Genomic DNA, 24,168 nt, shown 5'->3' with positions numbered 1-24,168 from the left:
CTAGTTGCCTTACTAACATTCTTCGCTGAAGCCTTGTGGCGTCTGCCGTGTCAGTGAGGCGGCATTATAGAGATGCCGCTCATATTGGCAAGCAATAAATGCGTTTTTTATTAAAAAAAGAGGTTAAGCGAAGACATTTCAACCAAGGGCTTATTTATACCACTTTCACCCCAAGTTTCGAACAAATTACCCACAACGACCTGTGGATAACTACTCTCCACTATCAAAAAAGTAAGATAAACGAGCCTTAGGGTTTAGATACTCTCGAACTTGTTCAGGTAATTTGCTTGGATGAACGGCATTAACGATTTTGATCTCTTTAATAAAGAGGTCAATGATCGGAGCTTGGGTTCTTGGCACGCTAGGATCATAGATAAGTACATTTGGATAAAGCATATGTTTAGCGTTAACGGATATCACAATCCCAATCGAGTCATTTGAAAGCTGTACTACAGTTCCTGGTGGATAGACTCCCATGAACTTAACTAACAGCCCCAAGTTATCTTGGCTATATAGATGCTTGCAGCTCTTATATAGGTGGGACAGTGCCAAATACGGGATCATTTGTTGAGATTGCGTTTTACCATGGCAAAGGTTATCAAATGCATTAGCCACGGCGACTATCTTGGCAAATTCATCAATCTCATGTTCTTTTAAGCCCTCGGGGTAGCCAGAACCATCATTCATCTCATGATGTTGAGCGATCACCTTTTTAGCACTTTCAGGAAAGTCATCAATTGCCGATACAATATCCGCACCGTATTTAGTATGAAGCTTCAGGTAGTTCTCTTCTGGCACCGTTAGTGCACTCTGCTTTCTTAGTATCGCGACTGGTATTTTGATCTTGCCTACATCGTGAAACAACGCTGCGAATGAGAGGTCTTTCAATTGTTGTGTGTTATAGCCTTTGGCCTTTCCTATCATCAGTGCAACAACCGAAACATTTAGAGTATGAAAGTAAATATCTTCGAAATCTGCTTTAGCATTCATAAGGTGCAAGGTGACGTTATCATCGCTCACTAGAGTTTCAACGATATCATCAACAAGAGCCTTAACCTCCCCTACCGCATCTAAAGGTCTGTTACGGATCTTGGTCATCACAGATCGCATTCGAGCAAGCGAACGTTCAAACTCTCTCTCACAATGACTCACCCTGCGGCGGTAAGAGCTAAGGGTTTCGATACGCTCATGCTTATCTTTCCACATTCTTTCCGTTTCAAGGCTTACCTGTGAATCAATATCGACTTCTTGTTCACCTACGTGATTAACAGGTAAAGGTGAGGTATCACTTTGACTCAGGTTTATATAGACGTGCTTAATCCCAAGATGTCGAATTACTTTTACTTGAGCGTCATCTTTGATTTTAAAGCTGTTGAATAAAAATGGGTGTTCATTCCATTTTACGGGGAGTCGTATATGCAGACCGGGCTGAATGCGATCTACGGTAATCTTTATGCTGCCCATTTTTATATATAATATTGATGATTAATCTCTATTTATAATTCTAATAAAACCAAGCAGCAATTTCACTATCCAATTTCACAGGCTCAACTTAAAGAGTCGCAGTGCACCATCCAGCGTATACCGAATTTATCTTCTACTTTGCCAAATCGAGCCCCCCAAAAAGTATCTGCGAGTGGAGTCATTATCCGCCCTCCCTTCTTGAGCTTTTCAAAGATTTGTTCTTGAGTCGCGGTATCTTCAGTCACAAGAGAGAGAGCGAGATTGTTGCCTTCAAGTTCTTTTGCCTTAACACCATCAGACATCATCAGCTTCATACCAAACGCTTCGAACTCAGCATGCATAACCCAATCAGGTTGAGCGCCCTCGATTACCTGTGGTGCATCACTAAAAAGCTGCTTAGATAAAACCACACCACCAAAGCACTTGTGATAAAAATCCAACGCTTCATTACAACGACCATCAAAAAACAAGTAAGGGGTTACTGTCAGCATATCTATCTCCTCTGTTAGTCCTTTAAACATAGACAATAGAAAAGAGAATGACAGGTAACATCATGATTTAAGATAATTAATTCATTATCAGATCGAATAGCGAAGGGAAATTATGAGATTTAGGAGTGAAACATCAAGATCTGTCTGATTGAAGAGCAACTGCAACGACACGCCGGATTTCAAATTCACATACGTCCAAAACATAGAAAGGTCGCTATAAAAGCGACCTTTCTATGTTTGGTACCGATAGGCGGACTGATTGGACAGGCATTCTTGCCGCCACCGTGAAGGCAATGCTTCCTATACCCCAGATACAACAAAGCCCCGATTTTCATCTAGGCTTTGTCATTTAAATATGGTGCCGGTAGGTGACTTGACTGGGCTTGCATCCAAGCCGACACGCTGGATTTAAAATTCACAAACGCCCAAAACGACGAAAGGTCGCTATAAAAGCGACCTTTCTATGTTTGGTACCGGTAGGCGGACTTGAACCGCCACGCCCGAAGGCAACGGATTTTGAATCCGTCGTGTATACCAATTTCACCATACCGGCATTATCTTGGGGCATTGCCCTTTCGATGTTTGGCATTATACGTATGCGAACTGATGTGGCAAGTATAAAAACTTGAATTCATGTGTGTTTGCCGATAATTTCGCCACTAAGTCATAAGCTGTGCGTCATGTCTCTTTTCAGGCTAAGCCTTAAACTATATTCTGACGCCTCAATTTTTAAAGAAGTAATAACACATGACATCAACAAACACTCTGCCACCAGCAGGAGTCATGCGCCGATTTGGTGCCTTGTTCTACGACGCTCTGATCGTAATCGCTATTGAAATGTTGGCGGCTGGCGTCATTGTCGCTCTACTGCACGCGCTCATGGCTCTCGGCATTTTTAACCACAGCGGTTATGCCGATGTTAGTGACTTCTTAACCAACCATCCGATTTGGAGCCCTGCATATACCTTTTACTTAGTCGCCGTTTGGGTATATTTCTTCGTGTTCTTCTGGACTAGAGCTGGTCAAACTCTCGGCATGAGAGCTTGGAAGCTGCGCGTTCAAAACAAAGATGGCTCAGCGATCACAGTAACTCAGGCGCTGATTCGTTTAGGTACTTCAGGTTTTGGACTGGCAAACCTATGTGTTCCATTCGATCCTGAAAAACGTGGCTTTCACGATATCTGGGCAAAGACCGAAGTCGTTGTGTTACCACAAGCACGATAATGTGATTTAAGTTAGCTCCAATCAAGATCAAAAAAGGAAGGCGTTATGCCTTCCTTTTTACTATTTACAGTTTCCGCCTCAAGAGCATGATGGCAATTCCAAGGAACACCACGCTCGGGGCTATTGCGCCAAAGGCGGGTGGTATTTGATAAACCAAACTCACTGGGCCAAAGAACTCACTGGATATATAGAAGGTAAAGCCAGCAATAACACCTGACAAAATCCTCGCACCCATGGTCACACTACGCAAAGGACCAAAGATAAACGACAGTGCCATCAACATCATAACAGCGATCGAAATTGGCTGGGTTATCTTTCTCCACAGCGCCAATTCATAGCGTGATGCATCTTGCTCTGACGCCTTCAGATAAGAAACATAATCATACAACCCACTTAACGATAGCTCTTCTGGTTTAACCGTTACTATCGCCAACTTATCTGGAGCTAATGACGTTTCCCAAGAGTAAGTCGGTAAACTTTCTTTAGTAATTTGAAGTTCGTTTTCAAAAGACGTGATCTCTACATCCTTCATCGTCCACACGTTGTCTCCAACGTAATCAACTTCGTCAGAATAAATAGCGGTTTTAAGTGCCTTGTTTTCATCAAAGCGCCACATGTTCATTCCATATAGCTTCTGGTCATCGATTTTGACAATGAAGATGAAGTCATTGGCATCACGAGCCCAGACACCACTTTGCGTCGAAATAATATTACCACCAGCAATCGAGATAGTTCTTAAATCACGAGCCATTTTCTGCGCTTGCGGTGCTCCCCATTGACCAAGCAATGTCACCACGATCATCAGTGGAATAGCTGTTTTAAGTACTGATAGGCCGATATCTAACTTAGAGAAACCAGCTGCCTGCATAACGACAAGCTCAGAACTTGCAGCAAGCATACCAAGCCCTATCAATGCGCCAAGCAATGCAGCCATTGGAAAGAACATTTCGATATCACGAGGGATACTCAATAAAACGAAATACAGCGCTTGTAATAGATCGTATGTACCACGGCCAACTTTTCTTAGCTGTTCTACATATTTGATGATCCCAGAGAGACCAACAAACGTCACCAATACCAGTGACGTCGTTGCGATGATGGTTCTGCCTATATATAAATCGAGAATCTTAAACACGGCTTAAGCCAACCTCTTATTCTTGAATTTTTCTTTCAAACGCCTTACTGGCACGCTATCCATAAAGTTGGCACCAATCGCGACAAATAACAATAACGCATTGATTGGCCACATGCCGATTACCGCAGGAATGCTCCCCTCTTCGATTGAAGACTTGGTTGCACTGATTGCTAAGAAATAGGTGAGATAAATCAGTATTGCTGGGCCGATTTTCGCAAAACGACCTTGTCGAGGGTTTACCGCAGACAGTGGCACGACAAGCATGGTCAACAATGGAATACAAAGTACCAAAGAAATACGCCACTGCAACTCTGCTTTCGCACTATTATTTGAGTTACCAATCAGTTCAAGCGTAGGGATCGCTTCCCAGTCTCGACCTTTCTTCTCAACTTCACGCTGACCAATCAGGCCTTCGTATTCTTCAAAGTGCGTCACCCTGTAGTCGAGGCGAGTCGGAATGCCTTCATGACGAGTACCATCGTACATTACGATCACTTGGCGACCATCACTGAGCTCTTTTACATCACCTGACTTCGAGAACATCACACTTGGCAGTACAGAATCACGCGGACGCATTTGAGCTACGAACACGTTTTCTAACTTATTACCGTCGATATCATCAATAAACACGACAGAAGAGCCATCCGGCGTACCTTCAAACTTACCTTTTGGTAGCAAATCAACGCTGTTCTGTGCAGCTACTTCTTCATACATTTGTTCAACTTTGTCTTGTGACCAAGGAGATAACCAAAATGAGTTAAAGGCTGCAACAGATGCCGTAATTAAAGCGAGGTAAAGCGCAGATTGGATCAGGAATTTATTACCGATACCGGTGGCGTTCATGACCACTATTTCACTTTCAGCGTAAAGGCGGCCAAAAGTAAGCAAAATACCAATATAGATACTGAGTGGAAGCATCAATAGGCCCATCGCTGGCATATTTAAGCCAACAATCGACAATATAAGACTCGCAGGGATATCACCATCAGAGGCATCCGCTAAAACACTGATGAATTTTTGGCTGAGAAACACGAGAAAGAGAACAAAAAAGATCGCAAATTGGCTCTTGATTGTCTCGCGGATCAAATATCTAACAATAATCACGCTCAAATTACCTATACAAAACTTGTTTTTTTGATTGAATCACTATAATTTCCCGTTGAACCTTTTATTTTTTTAAATTTTTAGCTAAGTGTTAGCGTTCTTCTTTAAGGTTAGTTCCATTATAGGATCCAACAAGTAAGAACCCATTATCTAACATTTAGTTCGATTTGTCTTCAGGATGTAGGAGTACGCATGGAGTTCAGTGTAAAAAGTGGCAGCCCAGAGAAACAGCGCAGCGCATGTATCGTTGTCGGTGTATTCGAACCGCGCCGCCTTTCTCCAGTAGCCGAGCAATTAGATAAGATTAGCGATGGCTACATTAGTTCACTGCTTCGTCGCGGTGATCTAGAGGGTAAACCTGGCCAGATGCTACTACTGCATCAAGTACCTGGTGTACTTTCAGAACGTGTTCTACTGGTAGGCTGTGGTAAAGAACGTGAGCTAGGCGAGCGTCAATACAAAGAAATTATCCAAAAAACCATCAGTACACTAAACGAAACAGGTTCTATGGAAGCTGTATGTTTCCTTACAGAACTTCACGTTAAAGGTCGCGACACTTATTGGAAAGTTCGCCAAGCGGTAGAAGCGACTAAAGATGGTCTTTACACATTTGACCAATTCAAGAGCAACAAGCCAGAGACTCGTCGCCCACTACGTAAATTGGTATTCAATGTACCAACACGTCGCGAATTGAGCCTGGGTGAGAAAGCAATATCTCACGGCCTTGCTATTGCTTCAGGTGTAAAAGCGTCTAAAGATCTAGGCAACATGCCACCAAACATCGCAAACCCTGCTTACCTTGCTTCTCAAGCTCGTCGTTTAGCCGACGATTACGAGACAGTGAAGACTAAGATCATTGGCGAAGAAGAGATGGAAAAACTGGGTATGACATCATACCTAGCAGTTGGCCGTGGCTCTAAAAATGAATCGATGATGTCTATCATGGAATACAAAGGCGCTCCGGATCCAGATGCGAAGCCGATTGTATTAGTAGGTAAAGGTCTGACTTTCGATTCAGGCGGTATCTCGCTTAAGCCTGGTGAAGGCATGGATGAGATGAAGTACGACATGTGTGGTGCGGCGTCTGTATTCGGTACAATGAAAGCACTGGCTAAGCTGAACCTGCCTATTAACGTGGTTGGTATCCTAGCCGGTTGTGAAAACATGCCGGGCAGCAATGCTTACCGTCCAGGTGATATCCTAACGACAATGTCAGGCCAAACGGTTGAAGTACTCAACACTGATGCTGAAGGTCGCTTGGTTCTATGTGATGCTCTAACTTACGTTGAGCGTTTTGAACCTGACTGTGTTGTCGATGTTGCTACGCTAACTGGCGCATGTGTTATCGCTCTAGGTCACCACATCAGTGGCGTTCTATCGAACCACAACCCACTTTCTCACGAACTTGTTAATGCTTCAGAGCAAGCAAGTGACCGTGCATGGCGTCTACCAATGGCAGACGAGTACCATGAGCAGCTAAACAGCCCATTCGCTGATATGGCGAACATCGGTGGCCGTCCTGGCGGCACAATCACTGCTGGTTGTTTCCTGTCTAAATTCACTAAGAAGTACCACTGGGCACACATCGACAGTGCTGGTACAGCTTGGAAGTCAGGCGCAGCGAAAGGCTCGACAGGTCGTCCTGTCTCAATGCTAGTCCAATTCTTATTGAACCGCAGCGGCCAAGAGACTGAAGAGCAATCTTCAAAATAATAAAAAGGGCCTACGGGCCCTTTTTTAATAAGCGCTATTTGTTAGACCCTGTTAACCAAGTAACATTGATATCCACGATTTTCAGTTCGAGTATTAAGTATGCAGACTGCTACATTTTACATTGTGCCTTCAGACAGCCCGCAAGCCAGCGAAGATGGTTTTGCTCACTATGTGCTGTTTCTTGCTCAGCACTTTGCAAAACAAGGCGCTAAACTTTATCTCAACTGTAATGACAAAGAGCATGCCGAGCGTATTGCTGAAGTTTTCTGGCAAGTCGAACCCTGTGATTTTATTGCGCACAACTTGGTTGGCGAAGGCCCGAAGTATTCAACCAACATCGAAATTGGCTATCAAGGCGTAAAACATAATTGGAATCGTCAGCTAGTAATTAATCTGGCCGATAATCATACAACCTTTGCGAACGCCTTTGCTCAGGTGATAGACTTCGTCCCTTGCGAAGAAAAAGCTAAGCAACTCGCTCGAGAAAGGTATAAAATTTACCGTCAAGCTAGATATCAGCTACAAACTATCGAGATTCAACATCCATAGTCAAACCTCATAGTTAAAGCTATCTTTGGATTTAGATTCAAGAAGCTTCACTTATGAAGTTTGACCACGATTAACCATTCACAGTATCCGTTTAAGAGCACTATGGAAAAGACATACAACCCAACATCAATCGAACAAGCTCTGTATAAGACTTGGGAAGAGAAAGGCTACTTTAAGCCACACGGTGACACATCAAAAGAAGCTTACAGCATCATGATCCCGCCACCGAACGTCACTGGCAGCCTACACATGGGTCACGCGTTCCAAGATACGATCATGGATACGCTTATCCGTGCTCAACGTATGAAAGGCAAAAACACGCTTTGGCAAGTGGGTACTGACCACGCTGGTATCGCAACTCAAATGGTTGTTGAGCGTAAGATTGCTGCCGAAGAAGGCAAAACAAAACACGACTACGGCCGTGAAGCTTTCATCGACAAGATCTGGGAATGGAAAGGCGAATCAGGTGGCACGATCACTCAACAACTTCGTCGTCTTGGTGCATCTGTAGATTGGGATCGTGAACGATTCACTATGGATGACGGCCTATCGGCTGCGACTCAAGAAGTGTTTGTTCGTCTATACGAAGAAGACCTAATCTACCGTGGTAAACGTCTAGTAAACTGGGATCCTAAACTGCACACGGCAATCTCGGATCTTGAAGTTGAAAACAAAGACAAAAAAGGTTTCATGTGGCACTTCCGCTACCCGCTAGCGAACGGTGTTAAAACGGCAGATGGTAAAGACTACATCGTTGTTGCGACGACTCGTCCTGAAACCATGCTTGGCGATACTGGTGTTGCTGTTAACCCAGAAGATCCTCGTTACAAAGATCTTATCGGCAAAGAAATCCTACTTCCTGTTGTAAACCGTCTTATCCCTATCGTAGGCGATGAGCACGCAGACATGGAAAAAGGCACGGGTTGTGTGAAGATCACTCCAGCTCATGACTTTAACGATTACGAAGTGGGTAAGCGCAACAACCTACCGATGATCAACATCCTAACGTTCAATGCTGATATCCGTGATGCTGCTGAAGTCTTCACGACTAACGGCGAAGAAAGCGATGTTTACTCAACAGGTATCCCTGCTAAGTACCAAGGTATGGAGCGTTTTGCTGCACGTAAAGCTATCGTTGCTGAATTCGATGAGCTTGGTCTTCTTGAAGAGATCAAAGATCACGACCTGACTGTCCCTTACGGCGACCGTGGTGGCGTGGTTATCGAACCAATGCTGACTGACCAATGGTACGTGCGCACAGCACCTCTTGCAGAACCTGCAGTTAAAGCGGTTGAAGATGGTCAAATCCAATTCGTACCTAAGCAGTACGAAAACATGTACTTCGCGTGGATGCGTGACGTGCAAGACTGGTGTATCTCTCGTCAACTTTGGTGGGGCCACCGTATCCCAGCATGGTACGACAACGATGGTAAAGTTTACGTAGGTCGCACTGAAGAAGAAGTTCGTGAAAAGAACAACCTAGCGCCTGTTGTTGTGCTTAAGCAAGACGACGACGTACTGGATACTTGGTTCTCTTCTGCACTTTGGACGTTCGGCACACAAGGCTGGCCTGAAGATACTGAAGCACTGAAAACATTCCACCCATCTGAAGTACTAGTATCTGGTTTTGATATTATCTTCTTCTGGGTTGCTCGTATGATCATGATGACCATGCACTTCGTGAAAGACGAAGATGGCAAGGCTCAAGTACCTTTCAAAACTGTTTACATGACAGGTCTTATCCGTGATGAAAACGGCGATAAGATGTCTAAGTCGAAAGGTAACGTACTTGACCCAATCGACATGATTGACGGCATCGGCCTTGAAGAGCTAGTAGAGAAGCGTTGTGGCAACATGATGCAACCTAAACTGGCTGCTAAGATCGAAAAGAACACACGTAAAACATTCGAAAACGGTATCGAACCCTACGGTACTGACGCACTGCGTTTCACTCTTGCTGCTATGGCTTCAACTGGCCGTGACATCAACTGGGACATGAAGCGTCTTGAAGGTTACCGTAACTTCTGTAACAAGCTATGGAACGCAAGCCGTTACGTACTGATGAACACAGAAGAGCACGACTGTGGCATGTCACTGTCTGTAGAAGACCGTGCAAACATGGAATTCTCTCTAGCCGATAAGTGGATTGAGTCTCAGTTTGAAGTTGCAGCGAAAGAGTTTAATGCTCACCTAGACAACTACCGTCTAGACATGGCAGCAAACACGCTTTACGAATTCATCTGGAACCAATTCTGTGACTGGTACTTAGAGCTAACTAAACCTGTTCTTTGGAAAGGTACTGAAGCTCAACAACAAGCGACTCGTTACACGCTTATCACGGTTCTTGAGAAGACTCTGCGTCTTGCTCACCCTGTTCTTCCTTACATCACTGAATCTATCTGGCAGAGCGTTAAGCCGCTAGTAGACGGCGTTGAAGGCGAGACAATCATGACTCAAGCGCTTCCTCAGTTTAATGAAGCTAACTTCAATGCTGAGATCGTTGACGACATCGAATGGGTTAAGACTTTCATCACTGCTATCCGTAACCTACGTGCGGAATACGACATTGCACCAAGCCAAGGCTTAGAAGTAATGATCAAGGTTGCTGATGAGAAAGATGCCGCTCGTATCGAAGCGAACAAGATCGTTCTTACTTCTCTAGCTAAGCTAGACGATATTAAAGTTCTAGCTGATGGTGAAGAGACTCCTGCTTGTGCAACTAAACTGGTTGGCAAATCTGAGTTGATGATCCCAATGGCGGGTCTTATCGACAAAGATGCAGAGCTTGCTCGTCTAGATAAAGAAGTCGCTAAGACTCACGGCGAGATTAAACGTATCGAAGGTAAGCTAGGTAACGAAGGTTTCGTTGCTAAAGCACCAGAAGCAGTTATCGCGAAAGAGCGTGAAAAGCTTGAAGGCTACAAGGAAACTCTTGTTAAGCTTGAAGAGCAAAAAGCGACAATCGCTGCGCTTTAAAACCGAGTGAACGAGAAGGCTTCAAACTTCTCGGTCTAAATAGAAAGGTTGGTCTTGGTGACCAGCCTTTTTTTATGTCCCTGATTCCAATATTCCAATGCTTCTCACTCTAGCCGCACTGATTGATAGGTTTCATCTATCAAATTAATCTCTACTTCCCATTATACTTAATGATAATAATTCTCAATAATAGACCTATCAAAACAACACAACGACTGAGTAATTATCATGAAAAAGACACTAACCTTTGCTGCATTACATTTTACTATCGCATTTAGTGTCGCTTATGTACTAACAGGCGACATCTTAATTGGTAGCTTAATCGCTATGATTGAGCCCTCTGTGAATACTGTTGCCTTCTATTTTCATGAAAAGGCGTGGGCTCAAGTTCCAGCGCTTAAAGCTCGCCAGTGGATGACCAAATTAAAAACAGCAAGCTTTGCTACCATCCACTTTAGTGTTGCCTTTACCGTTGTCTACTTGTTGACTGGAGATGCTTTCATAGGCGGCGTGATGGCTTTGCTAGAGCCAACTTTAAATACCGTTGCTTACTACTTCCACGAGAAAGTCTGGTTACGTAAATCAGGCGACCAAATGGCACAACAACAATTCTGTTTGCACCAACATGCTTAGTCACCATATATTGGGTCACATATTAGTGACCCTTTCATAGGCAGATCATGGAACAAATTGCTGAGTTCACCCTTAGACCCATTACACCGCAAGACAACCCAAGCATCGCACAAATCATTCGCCAAGTTTCGGCTGAGCATGGACTCACAGAAGATAAAGGTTATGGCGTAGCCGACCCAACACTCGATGATATGTACTCTGTCTATAGCCAAGCGAATGCAATGTACTGGGTTATCGAACACAACGGAAAGATCGTCGGAGGCGGTGGCTTTGCCCCTCTAGCAGGTAAACCCAATGTGTGTGAGCTACAAAAGATGTACTTCTTACCGCAAACTCGAGGGCATGGCCTAGCCAAGCGAATTGTCGCTTTGAGCTTAAAGCAAGCCAAGCAACTTGGGTATCAACACATGTATTTAGAAACGACGAAGTGCTTGGGTGCTGCGGTCAAACTCTATGAGAAGCTTGGGTTTGAGCATCTTGAGTCAGCTTGGGGAGAAACAGGCCACGACGCTTGTGAGGTTGTCATGGCCAAGTCGTTATAAGCAGAATGCGCCGCTATAGCGAAAGAAGATAACGCTAAAATATACGGAGTTAACGTAGAAAGTTACTGACGCAAGAAGTTGGGTTCAAGGCAACAAAAGAACTCTCTTCTTGCCCATCAAGTACCACTTCTAATGGGTATAGATACTTGGGGTTAGGATTCTCAATATCAAAAATGATAGGAGCTTCGACCTGGAACACGGCGCCAGTATGTTCAGCGCGTACATCAATCGGCATCACGAGAGTCATACCATTAAACTTGATGGATGCCGATACTAACCCCGCCTTTAGCGTTTGATAGATAACATCCACTTTAAACTCACAGCCACCACCGTGGTGCCAGATCTGCTCTGTGACAACTTGCTCTAGCTTGACGTTTCGAACGAACTGCAGGTATGGCGCTTGCCAAATCCCGATGCGTGAATCAGATTTAGCGATAGCCTGTGAAGATACAGAGTCATCCATGTCTTCTTCAAGCAATAGGCTCTCCTCTTCTTCAAGGAAAAGGATCTCGAAACGGTTTCGGCCGGACTGCATATAAGGACGGATATCTTTACGGTATTCAGCTTGGCTACCATCACAATCAAAAACAGCCACACCATTAAGTCGAACTTCAGCAAAATAATCGACTCCAGCCATCACTAACTCAACAAATGGACACGCTAACATAGCGTCATCCACTTCGATGTCGTGCATCAGGTGCCACTCTTGCTCTGCAATTTGACTTTCACTCAAGCTATCAGGGAGCTTTGAGCTTAACGGAGCCGGAAAGGTGATGTCATCTTGTGGGATAGAGAGATCCGTCAGTGGCGAAATTTGCCAAAGACCATCGAGAAGCAACCGCATATCATTCCTTGAGCTAGATCAATTTTGACCGCATTATAATGAATGAATGCATATAAAGACATTTATTTTTCTGAGGGTAAAAAATGCCAGCTCGAGGCTGGCATTTTTTAAAATTGGGAAAGAATTACTCTTCGCCTTCATCATCTTCGTCTGGGTAGATAGCATCTTCACCTTCGTAGTAAGTGCCCCAACCGTCGTAGATAATGTCAAACTTCTCTGCAAGGTTTACAAGCTTCTCAACTTGCTCATCAATCGCTTCTGCATTCAGAGTACATTGCATCGTTGCATCACAACAAAGTAGCTTATTGCCATCTTCGTCTTCTGTCTCTTCAGCTTCAAGCACTTCAAAGCCCATTTTGAATGCTTCAACAACCGCTTTCTCAAGCACATCGAAATCTTCAGCAAATAGGTGATGCTCGATATCGTATAGAGCTTCAGGATCGCTACCATCTTCAATTAATGCTGTAATGATGTCGCGAGTCTCTTCCTTTTGAAATTCAATTAATTCCGCTACTGATAGATATTCATCTTCGTGAGACATGTGTCTGCTCCAGAGTGTTGACTATGAAAAGATCAAATTTGATTGCCACGAAATATGGCACGGATCGTCCAGAAAAGCCACCCAGATCAGGCCTAGAAAGGTAAGTTTATCGCGAGATCGCAGCGCCAATATCAATTCAAAAGTGAAATCAAAATCACAGAAACAAATTTTCAACATTTTATTAACTGCGCCGTATTTTAGCATTTCGTTTTTGTGGCCACTTTAGGGCTTATTGAATAAAACTTGCGTGATTAGTCACGTTAGGTGCATACGCTAAACCGCTTTTGGGGTGCATAAATCCTCAGCTTGTTATCAAAAAGTGCATAATAGTGAATAAAAAATCACGATTAATAAGCAAAATTCAATTCTAACAAGCCACGAATTGAGCATAGATCCTCAAAAACGTTGTTCCGTTCGATAGCCAGTTAGTTGGAATTTAATCTGTATAAACTTAAAAATCACAGGTTTTATGACCAATTATTACCCAAATACCTTGTATTAACTCAATCTACAAAACTTGCATATTACGGACAAGCTTGTCATAAATAGACGCTGGATTAATAGTAAGGATGCAAAATGAGTAAGCTGTACGTTGGCTCCGAAGTCGGTCAATTGAGACGAGTTCTCCTAAATAGACCTGAAAGAGCACTCACCCACCTCACCCCTTCAAACTGTCATGATCTTCTATTTGATGATGTACTTGCCGTTGAAGCCGCTGGTGAAGAACATGATGCCTTTGCAGAAACGCTGCGCAGCCAAGACGTAGAAGTACTACTGCTGCATGACCTGCTAGTAGAAACGCTTGCCGTATCTCAGGCTCGTGAGTGGTTGCTGAATACTCAAATCTCAGATTTCCGTTATGGGCCGACTTTCGCCCGTGACTTAAGAAACTACCTTGCTCAAATGGATAATGAGCATCTAGCAACGATCTTACTCGGTGGCTTGGCCTACTCTGAGCTTCCTATCAAATCATCATCGATGCTGCCTAAAATGCATCGACCACTCGATTTCGTTATCGAGCCACTGCCTAACCACCTATTTACGCGAGATACTTCTTGCTGGGTTTACGGTGGTGTATCGCTTAACCCAATGATGAAGCCTGCACGTCAACGTGAAACGAACCACCTGCGTGCTATCTACCGCTGGCACCCAGTGTTCGCAGGCCAAGATTTCATTAAGTACTTTGGTGACGAAGACCTTCACTACGACAACGCTAACATTGAAGGCGGTGACGTACTGGTTATCGGTAAAGGTGCGGTACTGGTTGGTATTTCAGAGCGTACGAAACCACAAGGTGTCGAAAACCTAGCGGCTAGCCTATTTAGATCAGGCCAAGCGAGCGAAGTGATTGCGATCGATCTACCAAAACACCGCTCTTGTATGCACCTTGATACGGTGATGACACACATGGATATCGACACGTTCTCTGTCTATCCAGAGATCGTTCGTAAAGACCTCGACACTTGGCGCTTAACGCCAAAAGAAAACGGCGAAATGCGTGTCGAGAAAGCTGAAAACTACCTGTCAGCGATTGAAGGCGCACTAGGCCTTGATCAACTGAAGATCATCACTACCGGCGGTGATAACTACGAAGCTGAGCGTGAACAGTGGAATGACGCTAACAACGTACTGACAGTGAAACCTGGTACCGTGATTGGTTATGAGCGTAATGTTTACACCAATGAGAAATACGACAAAGCGGGTATCGAAGTTCTAACGATTCCTGGCAACGAGCTAGGCCGTGGTCGTGGCGGCGCGCGCTGTATGAGTTGCCCTATCGAAAGAGACGGTATCTAAGTCAAAGAGCTCAGTTAAACAGACTCAATAATCTTATCTAGGCCACTATTCATTTACTGGCCTTTTTTATCAAATTAATAAAATAAATATTCACAAATATAGCATTTTTATGTTTAACTAAGTTCTTCATTGATTCTATATACGCAAGGAGCGAGAGATGGCCTTTAATCTTCGCAATCGTAACTTTCTAAAACTTCTCGACTTTACTCCTAAAGAGATTCAGTTTTTACTCGACCTGTCTGCTGACCTAAAAAAAGCTAAGTATGCAGGCACTGAGCAGAAGAAACTCAACGGCAAAAACATTGCTTTGATCTTCGAGAAAGCATCAACTCGAACACGATGTGCGTTTGAAGTGGCCGCCTTTGATCAAGGTGCTCAAGTCTCTTACCTTGGCCCTTCTGGTTCTCAGATTGGTCAAAAAGAATCAATGAAAGATACGGCGCGTGTATTGGGACGCATGTACGATGGCATTGAATATCGTGGCTTTGGCCAAAGTATCGTTGAAGACTTAGGCGCTTATGCGGGCGTGCCGGTTTGGAATGGTTTAACCGATGAGTTCCACCCTACTCAGATTTTGGCTGATTTCCTCACTATGCTTGAGCATGGTCGCGGAAAACATCTGCACCAAATCAGCTTTGCTTACCTAGGCGATGCACGCAATAACATGGGTAACTCTCTGTTAGTCGGAGCCGCGAAGATGGGCATGGATATTCGCCTTGTCGCGCCTAAAGCATTCTGGCCAGAAGAGCAGCTTGTTGAAGAGTGCCAAGCTATCGCGCAAAGCACAGGTGCCAACATCACGCTGACAGAAGACGTTGCTGAAGGTGTTCAAGGCTGTGATTTCCTTTATACCGATGTTTGGGTTTCAATGGGCGAGGCCCCTGAAGCTTGGGACGAACGTGTAGCGGTAATGAAACCATACCAAGTGAATATGGATGTCATTAAGCTCACTGGCAATCCTCAAGTGAAATTCATGCACTGCCTACCCGCTTTCCATAACAATGAAACCGTGATCGGCCAGCAAGTCGCAGATAAGTATGGAATGAACGGTTTAGAAGTTACTGATGAAGTATTTGAATCGGATTACTCAATTGTGTTTGATGAAGCTGAGAATCGCATGCATACCATCAAAGCGGTAATGGTTGCGACACTGGGTCAATAGCGAATACTGAAAGTAAACAAAAGCTTGATGTAATCGCTTGCGCTCACAAATTGAAAGCGTATAATTCTCGGCAATTTGTCTGAGAGTAATGAAAATGACGCCAAGCAATGTTGTGATAAAACATAATGATATTGTGAAAACACATAGTAATATTGTGAAAACACCAAATATTGCTCGTAAGCTAAGATGCTTACCAGGCCGTCTATTCTGCTTTTCAGCACTTTTTTAAAGCCTCCCATTATGGGGGGCTTTTTTATGGCCAATACATTATTGTGGGGAAGAAGATCATGGCGAACTCGCTCTATCAAAAGCACATCATCTCAATTCCAGAGCTTTCTCGTGAAGAGCTAGAATTAATTGTTCAAACGGCAGGTCAGCTAAAGGCTGAACCAAACCCAGAACTCATCAAGAACAAAGTTGTTGCCAGCTGCTTCTTCGAACCTTCTACACGAACTCGTCTCTCTTTTGAAACTGCGATTCAACGCATCGGTGGTGATGTGATTGGTTTCGACAGTGGTGGTAACACTTCTTTGGCAAAGAAAGGCGAAACGCTAGCGGACTCGGTACAGGTTATCTCTTCATACGTTGACGCTTACGTGATGCGTCACCCTCAAGAAGGCGCAGCGCGTCTGGCTTCTGAGTTCTCAAACGGTGTACCTGTTATTAACGCAGGTGACGGCGCAAACCAACACCCAACACAAACGTTACTAGACCTATTCTCTATCGCTGAGACACAAGGCCGCCTCGACAACCTAAACGTTGCATTCGTTGGTGACCTTAAGTACGGCCGTACGGTTCACTCATTGACTCAAGCACTAGCGAAGTTCGACAACATCTGTTTCTACTTCGTGGCTCCAGAAGCTCTAGCGATGCCAGACTACATTTGCGAAGAGCTTGATGAAGCGGGCATCAAGTACCAACTATTGACGGACATGGAAGATGTGATTCCTGAGCTCGATGTCTTGTACATGACTCGAGTTCAAAAAGAGCGCTTCGATGAGTCAGAATACGCGCACATAAAATCCGCATACATCCTGACCGCTTCGATGCTGGAAAATGCACGCGATAACCTGAAGGTTCTGCACCCTCTTCCTCGCGTTGATGAAATTACTGTCGATGTCGATAAAACACCTTACGCTTACTACTTCCAGCAAGCAGAGAATGGTGTTTACGCCCGTGAAGCATTGCTAGCCCTTGTTCTTAACGAAACGCTGTAGAGGAGAGATATAATGTCTAAAGAGACTCAATTAAAAGTTGAAGCAATCAGAAACGGTACTGTTATCGACCATATCCCAGCCAATATCGGGATCAAGGTTCTAAAACTGTTCGACATGCACAATTCTCATCAGCGCGTGACGATTGGCCTGAATCTACCGTCTTCTGCACTAGGCGGAAAAGACCTGCTCAAGATTGAGAATGTGTTTATCACAGAAGAACAGGCGAGCAAGCTGGCACTTTATGCGCCTCACGCAACAGTGAATCAAATCGAAGATTACGAAGTGGTTAAGAAACTACCACTAGAACTTCCTGAGCAAATCAACGATGTGTTCGAGTGTCCAAACACCAACTGTATTACTCACAATGAACCGGTTGAAAGTAGCTTTAAGATCTTTGAAAAGAAAGAAGATATTCGATTGAAGTGTAAGTATTGCGAAAAAGTCTTCTCTCGCGAGATCGTAACAGAAAGATAACGTCATACGGCAAAGCAGACCGAATGTAAAAACTATCAAATACCTCGCCTGTGCGGGGTATTTTGCGCTTTACCTATCCAAAGTTTGAAGGCACACTGAAAATTGATTTTTATCTAATAACTGATGGAATAAACCAATGACTAAAGTACTTCACACAGAATCTGCTCCAGCTGCAATCGGCCCATACGTACAAGGCGTTGACCTTGGCAACATGGTACTGACTTCTGGTCAAATCCCAGTAAATCCAGCAACTGGTGAAGTATCTGCTGATATCGCAGAGCAAGCTCGCCAATCTCTAGACAACGTTCAAGCGGTTGTTGAAGCTTCAGGCCTGACTGTAAAAGACATCGTAAAACTAACGGTATTCGTTAAAGACCTAAACGACTTCGGCACAGTAAACGAAGTTTACGGTAAATTCTTCGATGAGCACGGCGTTGCAAACTACCCTGCACGTTCATGTGTTGAAGTAGCTCGTCTGCCAAAAGATGTAGGTATCGAGATCGAAGCTATTGCGGTTCGCAAATAGGTTTTAATCTTTAGATTAAACACCTTCTAATAAACGACTTAGCGTAATACTGAGTGTTTATTAGATACAAAAAAAGGTTGCCCAGTTGGCAACCTTTTTTATTGTTCATCGTTTCGCTTAGATAATTACTTTTTATTAAGCTCAACCACTTCTTTGTCTAACTCTTCAAGCTTAGCAGCCATCTGCTCACGGGCTAGGTTAGCCAGTTCACGAATATTAGACTTGTCGTAGCCTTCAGTGCTGATTGGTGGCAGCATTTCAACAATCACGTGACCATTGTTCCAACGGTTTAGCTTCACGCCACCTGTTGAGCTACACACGATAGGGATGATAGGCAAGCCAGCACCAATCGCAGCATGGAATGCACCTGTTTTGAATGGCAGCAGACCACGGCCACGAGAACGAGTGCCTTCAGGGAACATCCAAACTGAAACATCGCTCTCTTTTAGACTCGTCACGACCTGATCAATCGTACCTACCGCTTTGCTACGGTTAGCACGGTCAATTAGGATGTTACCCGTCAACCAGTAAAGCTGACCAAATAGAGGCATCCACACTAGGCTTTTCTTACCAACAGTTACCACTTTTGGCGTTACCGCTGATGAAATCGTGAATAGATCCCAGCTGTTTTGGTGGTTCGCCACATAAACATGTTGGCCGCGAGAGTAGGCATCTTCTGGGATGCGAAGCTCTAACTTCATGCCGAAGATCTTCGACATGCGACCGAAATAACGGCCAAAGGTAAATACGTGTTTCGGGTTGCGTGGACTTAATAGGCAGTAACCACAACCAAATACAAACATAAGAATCGCAAATATCGCCACTGCGAAAATACGTAATATTGCTATCATTTTGTTCCTCACCGACCGCCAAGTTGATTCATCTATTCGCGCAAAAATGAGCAATAGATTTACTCGCGGTAAATACAACTATAAAAAAGCCGAAACCAAGGTTCCGACTTTTATGTTTTCATCTTACTGATTCATGAATCCACTAACCTAGGTTAGTTCGACTCACTAAATCGTGTAATGTTTGCGCCTAAGGCTGACAATTTATCTTCAATCTTATCGTAGCCACGATCGATGTGATAAATACGGTCAACGATGGTTTCACCTTGAGCAATACAGCCAGCAATAACAAGGCTCGCAGATGCGCGAAGGTCCGTTGCCATTACTTGAGCGCCGCTCAGTTTTTCCGTTTCACCACAGATAGCCGTGTTACCTTCGATTTCCGCTTTTGCACCCATTCGCTGTAACTCAGGAATGTGCATAAAACGGTTTTCAAAGATAGTCTCAGTGATAACACCACTGCCCTTCGCCATCATGTTAAGCAGAGTAAACTGTGCTTGCATGTCGGTTGGGAAACCAGGGTGAGGTGCCGTTACGATTTTCACCGCTTTCAGTTCACGACCCGTCATATCAAGACTGATCCAGTCTTCGCCCGTTTCAACCTTCGCACCCGCTTCTTCAAGCTTCGCTAAGGCAGCTTCAAGAAGATGAGCGTTGGTGTTGCGACAAACCACTTTACCGCCAGAAACAGCAGCAGCAACCAGGAAAGTACCTGTTTCAATACGGTCAGCAACCACAGAGTGTTGGCCACCACCAAGACGTTCAACGCCTTCGATAGTAATCGTATCTGTACCTGCGCCAGAAATTTTAGCACCCAGTTTGTTTAGGAAGTCAGCCGTATCAACAATCTCAGGCTCACGCGCTGAGTTATCGAGTACTGTTGTTCCTTCCGCTAGCGTTGCTGCACACATGATAGTAATGGTGGCACCCACACTTACTTTATCCATCACGATGTGCGCGCCTTTCAGACGGCCATCAACACTTGCTTTCACATAACCATCTTCCAACTTAATGGTCGCACCTAGTTGCTCTAGGCCGTGGATATGCAGATCAACAGGTCGAGCACCAATTGCACAACCGCCTGGAAGTGACACTTGACCTTCACCAAAACGAGCGACTAGAGGACCTAAAGCCCAGATAGAAGCACGCATTGTTTTCACTAAATCGTAAGGCGCACAAAATTCATTAATTTCGCTGCCATCAACATGAACACTACCATTACGCGATACTTTTGCGCCTAAACGCTTAAGCAGTTCCATCGTAGTATCGATGTCACGTAGGTGAGGAACGTTACTTACTTCCACTGGCTCTTCAGCAAGAATTGAAGCAAATAAGATAGGTAGCGCTGCATTTTTTGCGCCTGAGATCGTCACTTCACCGCTTAGCGGCTTATCCGATCCAATAACTCGAAACTTTTCCATCATAAACCTTAAAGTGACATCAGTTTCTTATCACGTTCCCACTCTTCCGGCGTGAAAGCCTTAATAGAAAGAGCATGGATGTCATTGCGTTGAATGTATTCCATTAGTGGGCCGTAGATTAGTTGCTGCTTCTTAACTCGATTCATGCCGTCAAAACATGGATCAACCGCAACAACTTCGTAATGACTGCCTTCCCCTTTCACGAAAATTTCCTGAAGGTTCAGTGCTTCTGCTAATAATTCTTGTACTTTTGTGCTGTCCACAAATAGCTCCTGCCTAATTTTTTATGTGTTCTGCCATCATTGGCTGGATATTGCTCAATTGGAACAACGTTCGTAATTGTTCTGGCACGAAACTGAGCATTATATGACAGTTTTGATTTTTTGCATGCTCTAATAAGTGAATTAGCATCACCATTCCTGCTGAATCGACTCGATTTATATGGCTAAGGTCAATTTCAACGCTCGATTCCGTCGTTTGCCACTTTTCCAATATACGCCAGATTGCAGGGACACTGTCTCGGTCTAAATCACCGAACAGTTGATACTCTTTAGAGCTTAGTGCTTGCCATTGAGAATGGCTCATTATTTGTTACTCTCAAAACGAATCGGTTGTGCGGCTAATTTCTCTAGTTCGTCTGCAACTTGTAAGATGCCTTCTTGACGAATCTTAGTATTCCACTCCGATTGCTTGCTCGACAACAAGCTAATACCTTCGGCAACCATATCAAATGCTTTCCACTCGCCAGATTTCTTGTCTTTGCGAAGCTTAAATTCAAGCTTAATGTTTGGTCGCGGCGTATCGATGATGTCGACCTTGATACTGGTAATGCGGCTATCCGCTTTGATTTTTGGTTCTGGACCAAATTCAATCGTCTGATCTGTGTATTGAGTCAGCACTTGGGCATAAGAAGAAACAAGGTATTTACGGAATGAATCGATAAACACGCCCACGTCTTTTCTATCCGCGCCTTTCAAGTTTGGTCCAAGTAACTTAAGAGCTGCATATTGTGCATTCACATAAGGCATCAACTCTTCTTCCACGATGACCTTCAATAACTCTGGATCTTGGTGGATGTTGTCTTGTTCACTCTTCAAACGCTCAAATGCCACTTCGGCAACTTGAGTCATCATCTGGTAAGGCTGAGTACGGTCAATCGATTCTGCAGCAAAGGCTTGGGTAGAAATAAGCAACGCCATTGCCGCCATAAACATTGATTTCAAGTAACCAATAGCTTTTAAATAACTAATAGTTTTCAACATTATCTTATTCCTTAGCTTCGCTGTCATTAGAACCACCAACGCTATACAGCACTTGGCCAATCAAATCTTCTAGTACCAATGCTGACTTAGTGTCTTCAATTGAATCACCATCGACCAACATCTCTTCATCATCAAAAATGAAGCCTGGAACCAGACTAATGTACTGCTCACCAATTAAGCCAGATGTTAAAATTTGAGCACTAGAGGTATCTGGAAATTGTGAGTACTTCCCGTCAATAGACAGTTCAACGACAGGAAGGTAGCTCTCGGTATCAAGCTCAATGCTTTTAACTCGTCCAACAACGACGCCACCCACTTTCACTGGAGAACGAACTTTTAGGCTGCCAATGTTGTCAAAGGTCGCTTTTAGATTGTAAGTATGGTTCGAACCTATGCCTTTTACGTCAGCGACTTGAAAGATCATGATTAAGATTGCGCAAATTCCGGCAATAACAAAGGTGCCGACCCATAATTCTAATTTTCGAGTTTGTTGCATGATTAATTCCCAAACATCAATGCGGTAAGAACAAAATCTAGCCCTAGTACCGCTAGAGAAGAGTGCACTACAGTGCGTGTGGTTGCCTGACTGATACCTTCTGAAGTCGGTACTGCGTCATAACCATTGAAAAGTGCGATCCAAGTTACGGTGATAGCGAAGACCATACATTTGATCATGCTGTTACCAATATCTCGGCCAAGTTCTACTGAAGACTGCATCGCAGACCAGAAACTGCCGTGATCAATGCCTTTCCAATCAACACCAACCAGTTGACCGCCCCAAATACCTACCGCCATAAAAATCATAGCAAGCAATGGCATTGAGATAAGCCCGGCCCAAAGACGTGGTGCAATAATGCGTTTAAGAGGGTCAACGGCCATCATCTCAAGGCTTGAGATCTGCTCTGTTGCCTTCATTAACCCAATCTCTGCCGTGAGTGCTGAACCGGCTCGACCTGCAAATAATAACGCAGTCACCACAGGCCCCAACTCACGCAACAGTGAAAGCGCGACCATTTGACCAAGGTTTCCCTCAGCGCCGTAGTCAATTAACACGACATAGCCCTGCAGGCTGAGCACCATGCCGATAAACAGACCCGAAACTAAAATAATAGCCAATGACTGAACGCCAACGCTATAAAGTTGTTTTACTAATAAGGGGAAGTTTTTTAGTCGCGGGATGCCAAACAAAGCCCCAAATAACATCAGGCTTGCTCGACCAAATGACTCACAGCTCGCAAGTGTACGCTTACCGACACCCGCAATAGTTTTAACAATCATATTAAAACAAATCCTTTTCTAAGCTCTTCGCAGGGAATCTAAATGGTACTGGACCATCGGCTTCGCCTTGCAAAAATTGCTGCACTCTCGGATCGCTATTGTTGTACAACTCATCAGGTGTTCCAGCGGCAATAATCTTGCTATCTGCCATGAGGTAAACCCAATCAGCAATACTCATCACCTCTGGCACATCGTGAGAAACAACAATCGAGGTTAAGCCCAAGGCTTGATTGAGATTTCGTATCAATTCAACCAATACGCCCATGGTGATGGGATCTTGGCCAACAAACGGCTCATCGTACATGATAAGTTCTGGATCCAGTGCGATTGCGCGCGCCAGTGCGGCACGCCTAGCCATTCCGCCAGACAACTCACTCGGCATCAATTGCGCAGCACCACGTAATCCTACCGCTTCAAGCTTAAGTAATACGATGGTACGAATGAATTTTTCATTAAGTTCAGTGTGCTCTCGCAGCGGAAACGCCACATTATCAAAGACATTGAGATCCGTAAAAAGCGCACCCGATTGGAATAGCATGCTCATTTTCTTACGTGCTTGATATAGCTTTCGACGTGATAATGCAGGGATATTGTCACCATCAAACCAAACTTCGCCTTCATCTGGCGGCAGTTGCCCACCGATCAAACGCAGTAAAGTCGTTTTGCCGATCCCAGACGGCCCCATGATGGCGGTTATCTTGCCTTGAGGCACCTCTAAACTGATGTCATCAAAGATAACGCGGTCACCGCGTGAGAAGCTGAGGTTCTTAACTTTCACAAGCTCAGTGTTCAACATATTTTTGTTGTTTCCTTGCTTTAAAAAACGCCAATTATGGCTGCAATAATAATGAGTCTACTTTAGAATTAAAAGCACTGTTCAATTAATTCATATTAAACAGGAATCTATGCAGGGATTTGAAAGCATTAGGAAATTATCTATTGATCTCTCTTTCTTGCCTGCTAACTG

At 44.2% G+C, this 24,168-nt stretch carries 25 protein-coding genes and 1 tRNA gene; 11 read left to right on the top strand and 15 right to left on the bottom strand.

Annotated features, from left to right (window positions below):
* Window positions 1-210: 210 nt before the first annotated feature.
* The 3 genes from AB4209_RS13375 to AB4209_RS13365 all read right to left on the bottom strand — a co-directional run bounded on the left by AB4209_RS13375 (window position 211) and on the right by AB4209_RS13365 (window position 2,508).
* Complete coding sequence (locus AB4209_RS13375) at window positions 211-1,464, bottom strand: HD-GYP domain-containing protein (protein WP_372056174.1); 1,254 nt, start codon at window positions 1,462-1,464, stop codon at window positions 211-213.
* Between the two features lie 83 nt (window positions 1,465-1,547).
* Window positions 1,548-1,955 (bottom strand): VOC family protein, encoded by a 408-nt coding sequence (locus tag AB4209_RS13370; RefSeq protein WP_017055297.1) that lies wholly within the window; start codon window positions 1,953-1,955, stop codon window positions 1,548-1,550.
* A 468-nt stretch (window positions 1,956-2,423) separates the two neighbouring features.
* A tRNA-Leu gene (locus tag AB4209_RS13365) sits at window positions 2,424-2,508 on the bottom strand.
* A gap of 194 nt (window positions 2,509-2,702) precedes the next feature.
* On the opposite strand from AB4209_RS13365, the gene AB4209_RS13360 reads away from it, so the two are divergent.
* Complete coding sequence (locus tag AB4209_RS13360; protein WP_017058939.1) at window positions 2,703-3,179, top strand: RDD family protein; 477 nt, start codon at window positions 2,703-2,705, stop codon at window positions 3,177-3,179.
* 64 nt (window positions 3,180-3,243) lie between these two features.
* Here the strand turns inward: AB4209_RS13360 and lptG are convergent, their stop codons facing one another.
* Both lptG and lptF read right to left on the bottom strand, forming a co-directional pair.
* Window positions 3,244-4,314, bottom strand: coding sequence for an LPS export ABC transporter permease LptG (gene lptG / locus AB4209_RS13355; protein WP_017058938.1), 1,071 nt, complete (start codon window positions 4,312-4,314; stop codon window positions 3,244-3,246).
* Window positions 4,315-4,317: 3 nt separating this feature from the next.
* The gene (gene lptF, locus AB4209_RS13350) at window positions 4,318-5,418 is read right to left on the bottom strand and encodes an LPS export ABC transporter permease LptF (protein ID WP_372056172.1); all 1,101 of its coding nucleotides are present in this window, start codon (window positions 5,416-5,418) and stop codon (window positions 4,318-4,320) included.
* Between the two features lie 192 nt (window positions 5,419-5,610).
* Here lptF and pepA point away from each other — a divergent pair, with 192 nt between their 5' ends.
* The 5 genes from pepA (at window position 5,611) to AB4209_RS13325 (ending at window position 11,831) form a co-directional block, all read left to right on the top strand.
* Complete coding sequence (pepA, locus tag AB4209_RS13345; RefSeq protein ID WP_017058936.1) at window positions 5,611-7,131, top strand: leucyl aminopeptidase; 1,521 nt, start codon at window positions 5,611-5,613, stop codon at window positions 7,129-7,131.
* 99 nt (window positions 7,132-7,230) lie between these two features.
* A complete protein-coding gene (locus AB4209_RS13340) occupies window positions 7,231-7,680 on the top strand; it encodes a DNA polymerase III subunit chi (protein ID WP_017066664.1) in 450 nt (149 codons plus the stop codon).
* Between the two features lie 102 nt (window positions 7,681-7,782).
* The gene (locus tag AB4209_RS13335; protein ID WP_017063742.1) at window positions 7,783-10,656 is read left to right on the top strand and encodes a valine--tRNA ligase; all 2,874 of its coding nucleotides are present in this window, start codon (window positions 7,783-7,785) and stop codon (window positions 10,654-10,656) included.
* 228 nt (window positions 10,657-10,884) lie between these two features.
* Entirely contained in the window at window positions 10,885-11,289 is a 405-nt protein-coding gene (locus tag AB4209_RS13330; protein WP_017058933.1) for a DUF2061 domain-containing protein, read from the top strand.
* A gap of 47 nt (window positions 11,290-11,336) precedes the next feature.
* Entirely contained in the window at window positions 11,337-11,831 is a 495-nt protein-coding gene (locus tag AB4209_RS13325) for a GNAT family N-acetyltransferase (protein ID WP_017066666.1), read from the top strand.
* Between the two features lie 49 nt (window positions 11,832-11,880).
* On the opposite strand, the gene AB4209_RS13320 is transcribed toward AB4209_RS13325, so the two are convergent.
* Together AB4209_RS13320 and rraB are read right to left on the bottom strand one after the other, a co-directional pair.
* Window positions 11,881-12,675, bottom strand: coding sequence for a glycosyl hydrolase 2 galactose-binding domain-containing protein (locus AB4209_RS13320; protein WP_372056170.1), 795 nt, complete (start codon window positions 12,673-12,675; stop codon window positions 11,881-11,883).
* A gap of 124 nt (window positions 12,676-12,799) precedes the next feature.
* Window positions 12,800-13,216 carry a ribonuclease E inhibitor RraB gene (rraB, locus tag AB4209_RS13315; RefSeq protein ID WP_017058930.1) on the bottom strand — a complete coding sequence of 139 codons (417 nt, stop codon included), beginning with the start codon at window positions 13,214-13,216 and terminating at the stop codon, window positions 12,800-12,802.
* Between the two features lie 576 nt (window positions 13,217-13,792).
* Here rraB and arcA point away from each other — a divergent pair.
* The 5 genes from arcA (at window position 13,793) to AB4209_RS13290 (ending at window position 18,392) form a co-directional block, all read left to right on the top strand.
* The gene (gene arcA / locus AB4209_RS13310; RefSeq protein WP_017069412.1) at window positions 13,793-15,013 is read left to right on the top strand and encodes an arginine deiminase; all 1,221 of its coding nucleotides are present in this window, start codon (window positions 13,793-13,795) and stop codon (window positions 15,011-15,013) included.
* 157 nt (window positions 15,014-15,170) lie between these two features.
* Window positions 15,171-16,175 carry an ornithine carbamoyltransferase gene (locus AB4209_RS13305; RefSeq protein ID WP_017066667.1) on the top strand — a complete coding sequence of 335 codons (1,005 nt, stop codon included), beginning with the start codon at window positions 15,171-15,173 and terminating at the stop codon, window positions 16,173-16,175.
* 287 nt (window positions 16,176-16,462) lie between these two features.
* Entirely contained in the window at window positions 16,463-17,392 is a 930-nt protein-coding gene (gene pyrB, locus AB4209_RS13300) for an aspartate carbamoyltransferase (RefSeq protein WP_012604860.1), read from the top strand.
* Window positions 17,393-17,404: 12 nt separating this feature from the next.
* Window positions 17,405-17,866 (top strand): aspartate carbamoyltransferase regulatory subunit, encoded by a 462-nt coding sequence (gene pyrI / locus AB4209_RS13295; protein WP_017058927.1) that lies wholly within the window; start codon window positions 17,405-17,407, stop codon window positions 17,864-17,866.
* Between the two features lie 136 nt (window positions 17,867-18,002).
* Window positions 18,003-18,392, top strand: coding sequence for a RidA family protein (locus AB4209_RS13290; RefSeq protein WP_004735319.1), 390 nt, complete (start codon window positions 18,003-18,005; stop codon window positions 18,390-18,392).
* Between the two features lie 125 nt (window positions 18,393-18,517).
* Here AB4209_RS13290 and AB4209_RS13285 read toward each other — a convergent pair whose 3' ends face one another.
* The 8 genes from AB4209_RS13285 to mlaF all read right to left on the bottom strand — a co-directional run bounded on the left by AB4209_RS13285 (window position 18,518) and on the right by mlaF (window position 23,997).
* On the bottom strand, window positions 18,518-19,243 hold the full coding sequence (locus AB4209_RS13285; protein ID WP_136989336.1) for a 1-acylglycerol-3-phosphate O-acyltransferase: 726 nt from the start codon (window positions 19,241-19,243) through the stop codon (window positions 18,518-18,520).
* 152 nt (window positions 19,244-19,395) lie between these two features.
* Window positions 19,396-20,661: a UDP-N-acetylglucosamine 1-carboxyvinyltransferase gene (gene murA / locus AB4209_RS13280; RefSeq protein ID WP_017058925.1), complete on the bottom strand. Its 1,266-nt coding sequence runs from the start codon at window positions 20,659-20,661 to the stop codon at window positions 19,396-19,398.
* Window positions 20,662-20,669: 8 nt separating this feature from the next.
* The gene (gene ibaG / locus AB4209_RS13275) at window positions 20,670-20,924 is read right to left on the bottom strand and encodes a BolA family iron metabolism protein IbaG (RefSeq protein ID WP_017058924.1); all 255 of its coding nucleotides are present in this window, start codon (window positions 20,922-20,924) and stop codon (window positions 20,670-20,672) included.
* A 13-nt stretch (window positions 20,925-20,937) separates the two neighbouring features.
* Window positions 20,938-21,246: a lipid asymmetry maintenance protein MlaB gene (locus AB4209_RS13270; protein WP_017058923.1), complete on the bottom strand. Its 309-nt coding sequence runs from the start codon at window positions 21,244-21,246 to the stop codon at window positions 20,938-20,940.
* Window positions 21,246-21,875, bottom strand: coding sequence for a phospholipid-binding protein MlaC (locus AB4209_RS13265; RefSeq protein ID WP_120459707.1), 630 nt, complete (start codon window positions 21,873-21,875; stop codon window positions 21,246-21,248). The genes AB4209_RS13270 and AB4209_RS13265 overlap by 1 nt, the downstream gene beginning before the upstream one ends.
* A 52-nt stretch (window positions 21,876-21,927) precedes the next feature.
* Entirely contained in the window at window positions 21,928-22,419 is a 492-nt protein-coding gene (gene mlaD, locus AB4209_RS13260; RefSeq protein ID WP_017058921.1) for an outer membrane lipid asymmetry maintenance protein MlaD, read from the bottom strand.
* Window positions 22,420-22,421: 2 nt separating this feature from the next.
* Entirely contained in the window at window positions 22,422-23,201 is a 780-nt protein-coding gene (mlaE, locus tag AB4209_RS13255; RefSeq protein WP_017058920.1) for a lipid asymmetry maintenance ABC transporter permease subunit MlaE, read from the bottom strand.
* A gap of 1 nt (window position 23,202) precedes the next feature.
* Window positions 23,203-23,997, bottom strand: a complete 795-nt coding sequence (gene mlaF / locus AB4209_RS13250) for a phospholipid ABC transporter ATP-binding protein MlaF (protein ID WP_017058919.1) — start codon at window positions 23,995-23,997, stop codon at window positions 23,203-23,205.
* Between the last annotated feature and the right edge of the window lie 171 nt (window positions 23,998-24,168).

Source organism: Vibrio sp. 10N.286.48.C11 (assembly GCF_041469805.1).
Taxonomy (GTDB): domain Bacteria; phylum Pseudomonadota; class Gammaproteobacteria; order Enterobacterales; family Vibrionaceae; genus Vibrio; species Vibrio crassostreae_C.
The sequence above is the reverse complement of the archived record's forward strand: the minus strand, read 5'-3'. Positions and strand labels throughout refer to the sequence as shown.

Excerpts from the sequence above, each read along its gene's own strand:
- AB4209_RS13375 (WP_372056174.1), bottom strand. The coding sequence starts at position 1,464 with ATGGGCAGCATAAAGATTACCGTAGATCGCATTCAGCCCGGTCTGCAT.
- AB4209_RS13370 (WP_017055297.1), bottom strand. The coding sequence starts at position 1,955 with ATGCTGACAGTAACCCCTTACTTGTTTTTTGATGGTCGTTGTAATGAA.
- AB4209_RS13360 (WP_017058939.1), top strand. The coding sequence starts at position 2,703 with ATGACATCAACAAACACTCTGCCACCAGCAGGAGTCATGCGCCGATTT.
- pepA (WP_017058936.1), top strand. The coding sequence starts at position 5,611 with ATGGAGTTCAGTGTAAAAAGTGGCAGCCCAGAGAAACAGCGCAGCGCA.
- AB4209_RS13340 (WP_017066664.1), top strand. The coding sequence starts at position 7,231 with ATGCAGACTGCTACATTTTACATTGTGCCTTCAGACAGCCCGCAAGCC.
- AB4209_RS13335 (WP_017063742.1), top strand. The coding sequence starts at position 7,783 with ATGGAAAAGACATACAACCCAACATCAATCGAACAAGCTCTGTATAAG.
- AB4209_RS13330 (WP_017058933.1), top strand. The coding sequence starts at position 10,885 with ATGAAAAAGACACTAACCTTTGCTGCATTACATTTTACTATCGCATTT.
- AB4209_RS13325 (WP_017066666.1), top strand. The coding sequence starts at position 11,337 with ATGGAACAAATTGCTGAGTTCACCCTTAGACCCATTACACCGCAAGAC.
- AB4209_RS13320 (WP_372056170.1), bottom strand. The coding sequence starts at position 12,675 with ATGCGGTTGCTTCTCGATGGTCTTTGGCAAATTTCGCCACTGACGGAT.
- rraB (WP_017058930.1), bottom strand. The coding sequence starts at position 13,216 with ATGTCTCACGAAGATGAATATCTATCAGTAGCGGAATTAATTGAATTT.
- arcA (WP_017069412.1), top strand. The coding sequence starts at position 13,793 with ATGAGTAAGCTGTACGTTGGCTCCGAAGTCGGTCAATTGAGACGAGTT.
- AB4209_RS13305 (WP_017066667.1), top strand. The coding sequence starts at position 15,171 with ATGGCCTTTAATCTTCGCAATCGTAACTTTCTAAAACTTCTCGACTTT.
- pyrB (WP_012604860.1), top strand. The coding sequence starts at position 16,463 with ATGGCGAACTCGCTCTATCAAAAGCACATCATCTCAATTCCAGAGCTT.
- pyrI (WP_017058927.1), top strand. The coding sequence starts at position 17,405 with ATGTCTAAAGAGACTCAATTAAAAGTTGAAGCAATCAGAAACGGTACT.
- AB4209_RS13290 (WP_004735319.1), top strand. The coding sequence starts at position 18,003 with ATGACTAAAGTACTTCACACAGAATCTGCTCCAGCTGCAATCGGCCCA.
- AB4209_RS13285 (WP_136989336.1), bottom strand. The coding sequence starts at position 19,243 with ATGATAGCAATATTACGTATTTTCGCAGTGGCGATATTTGCGATTCTT.
- murA (WP_017058925.1), bottom strand. The coding sequence starts at position 20,661 with ATGGAAAAGTTTCGAGTTATTGGATCGGATAAGCCGCTAAGCGGTGAA.
- AB4209_RS13270 (WP_017058923.1), bottom strand. The coding sequence starts at position 21,246 with ATGAGCCATTCTCAATGGCAAGCACTAAGCTCTAAAGAGTATCAACTG.
- AB4209_RS13265 (WP_120459707.1), bottom strand. The coding sequence starts at position 21,875 with ATGTTTATGGCGGCAATGGCGTTGCTTATTTCTACCCAAGCCTTTGCT.
- mlaD (WP_017058921.1), bottom strand. The coding sequence starts at position 22,419 with ATGCAACAAACTCGAAAATTAGAATTATGGGTCGGCACCTTTGTTATT.
- mlaE (WP_017058920.1), bottom strand. The coding sequence starts at position 23,201 with ATGATTGTTAAAACTATTGCGGGTGTCGGTAAGCGTACACTTGCGAGC.
- mlaF (WP_017058919.1), bottom strand. The coding sequence starts at position 23,997 with ATGTTGAACACTGAGCTTGTGAAAGTTAAGAACCTCAGCTTCTCACGC.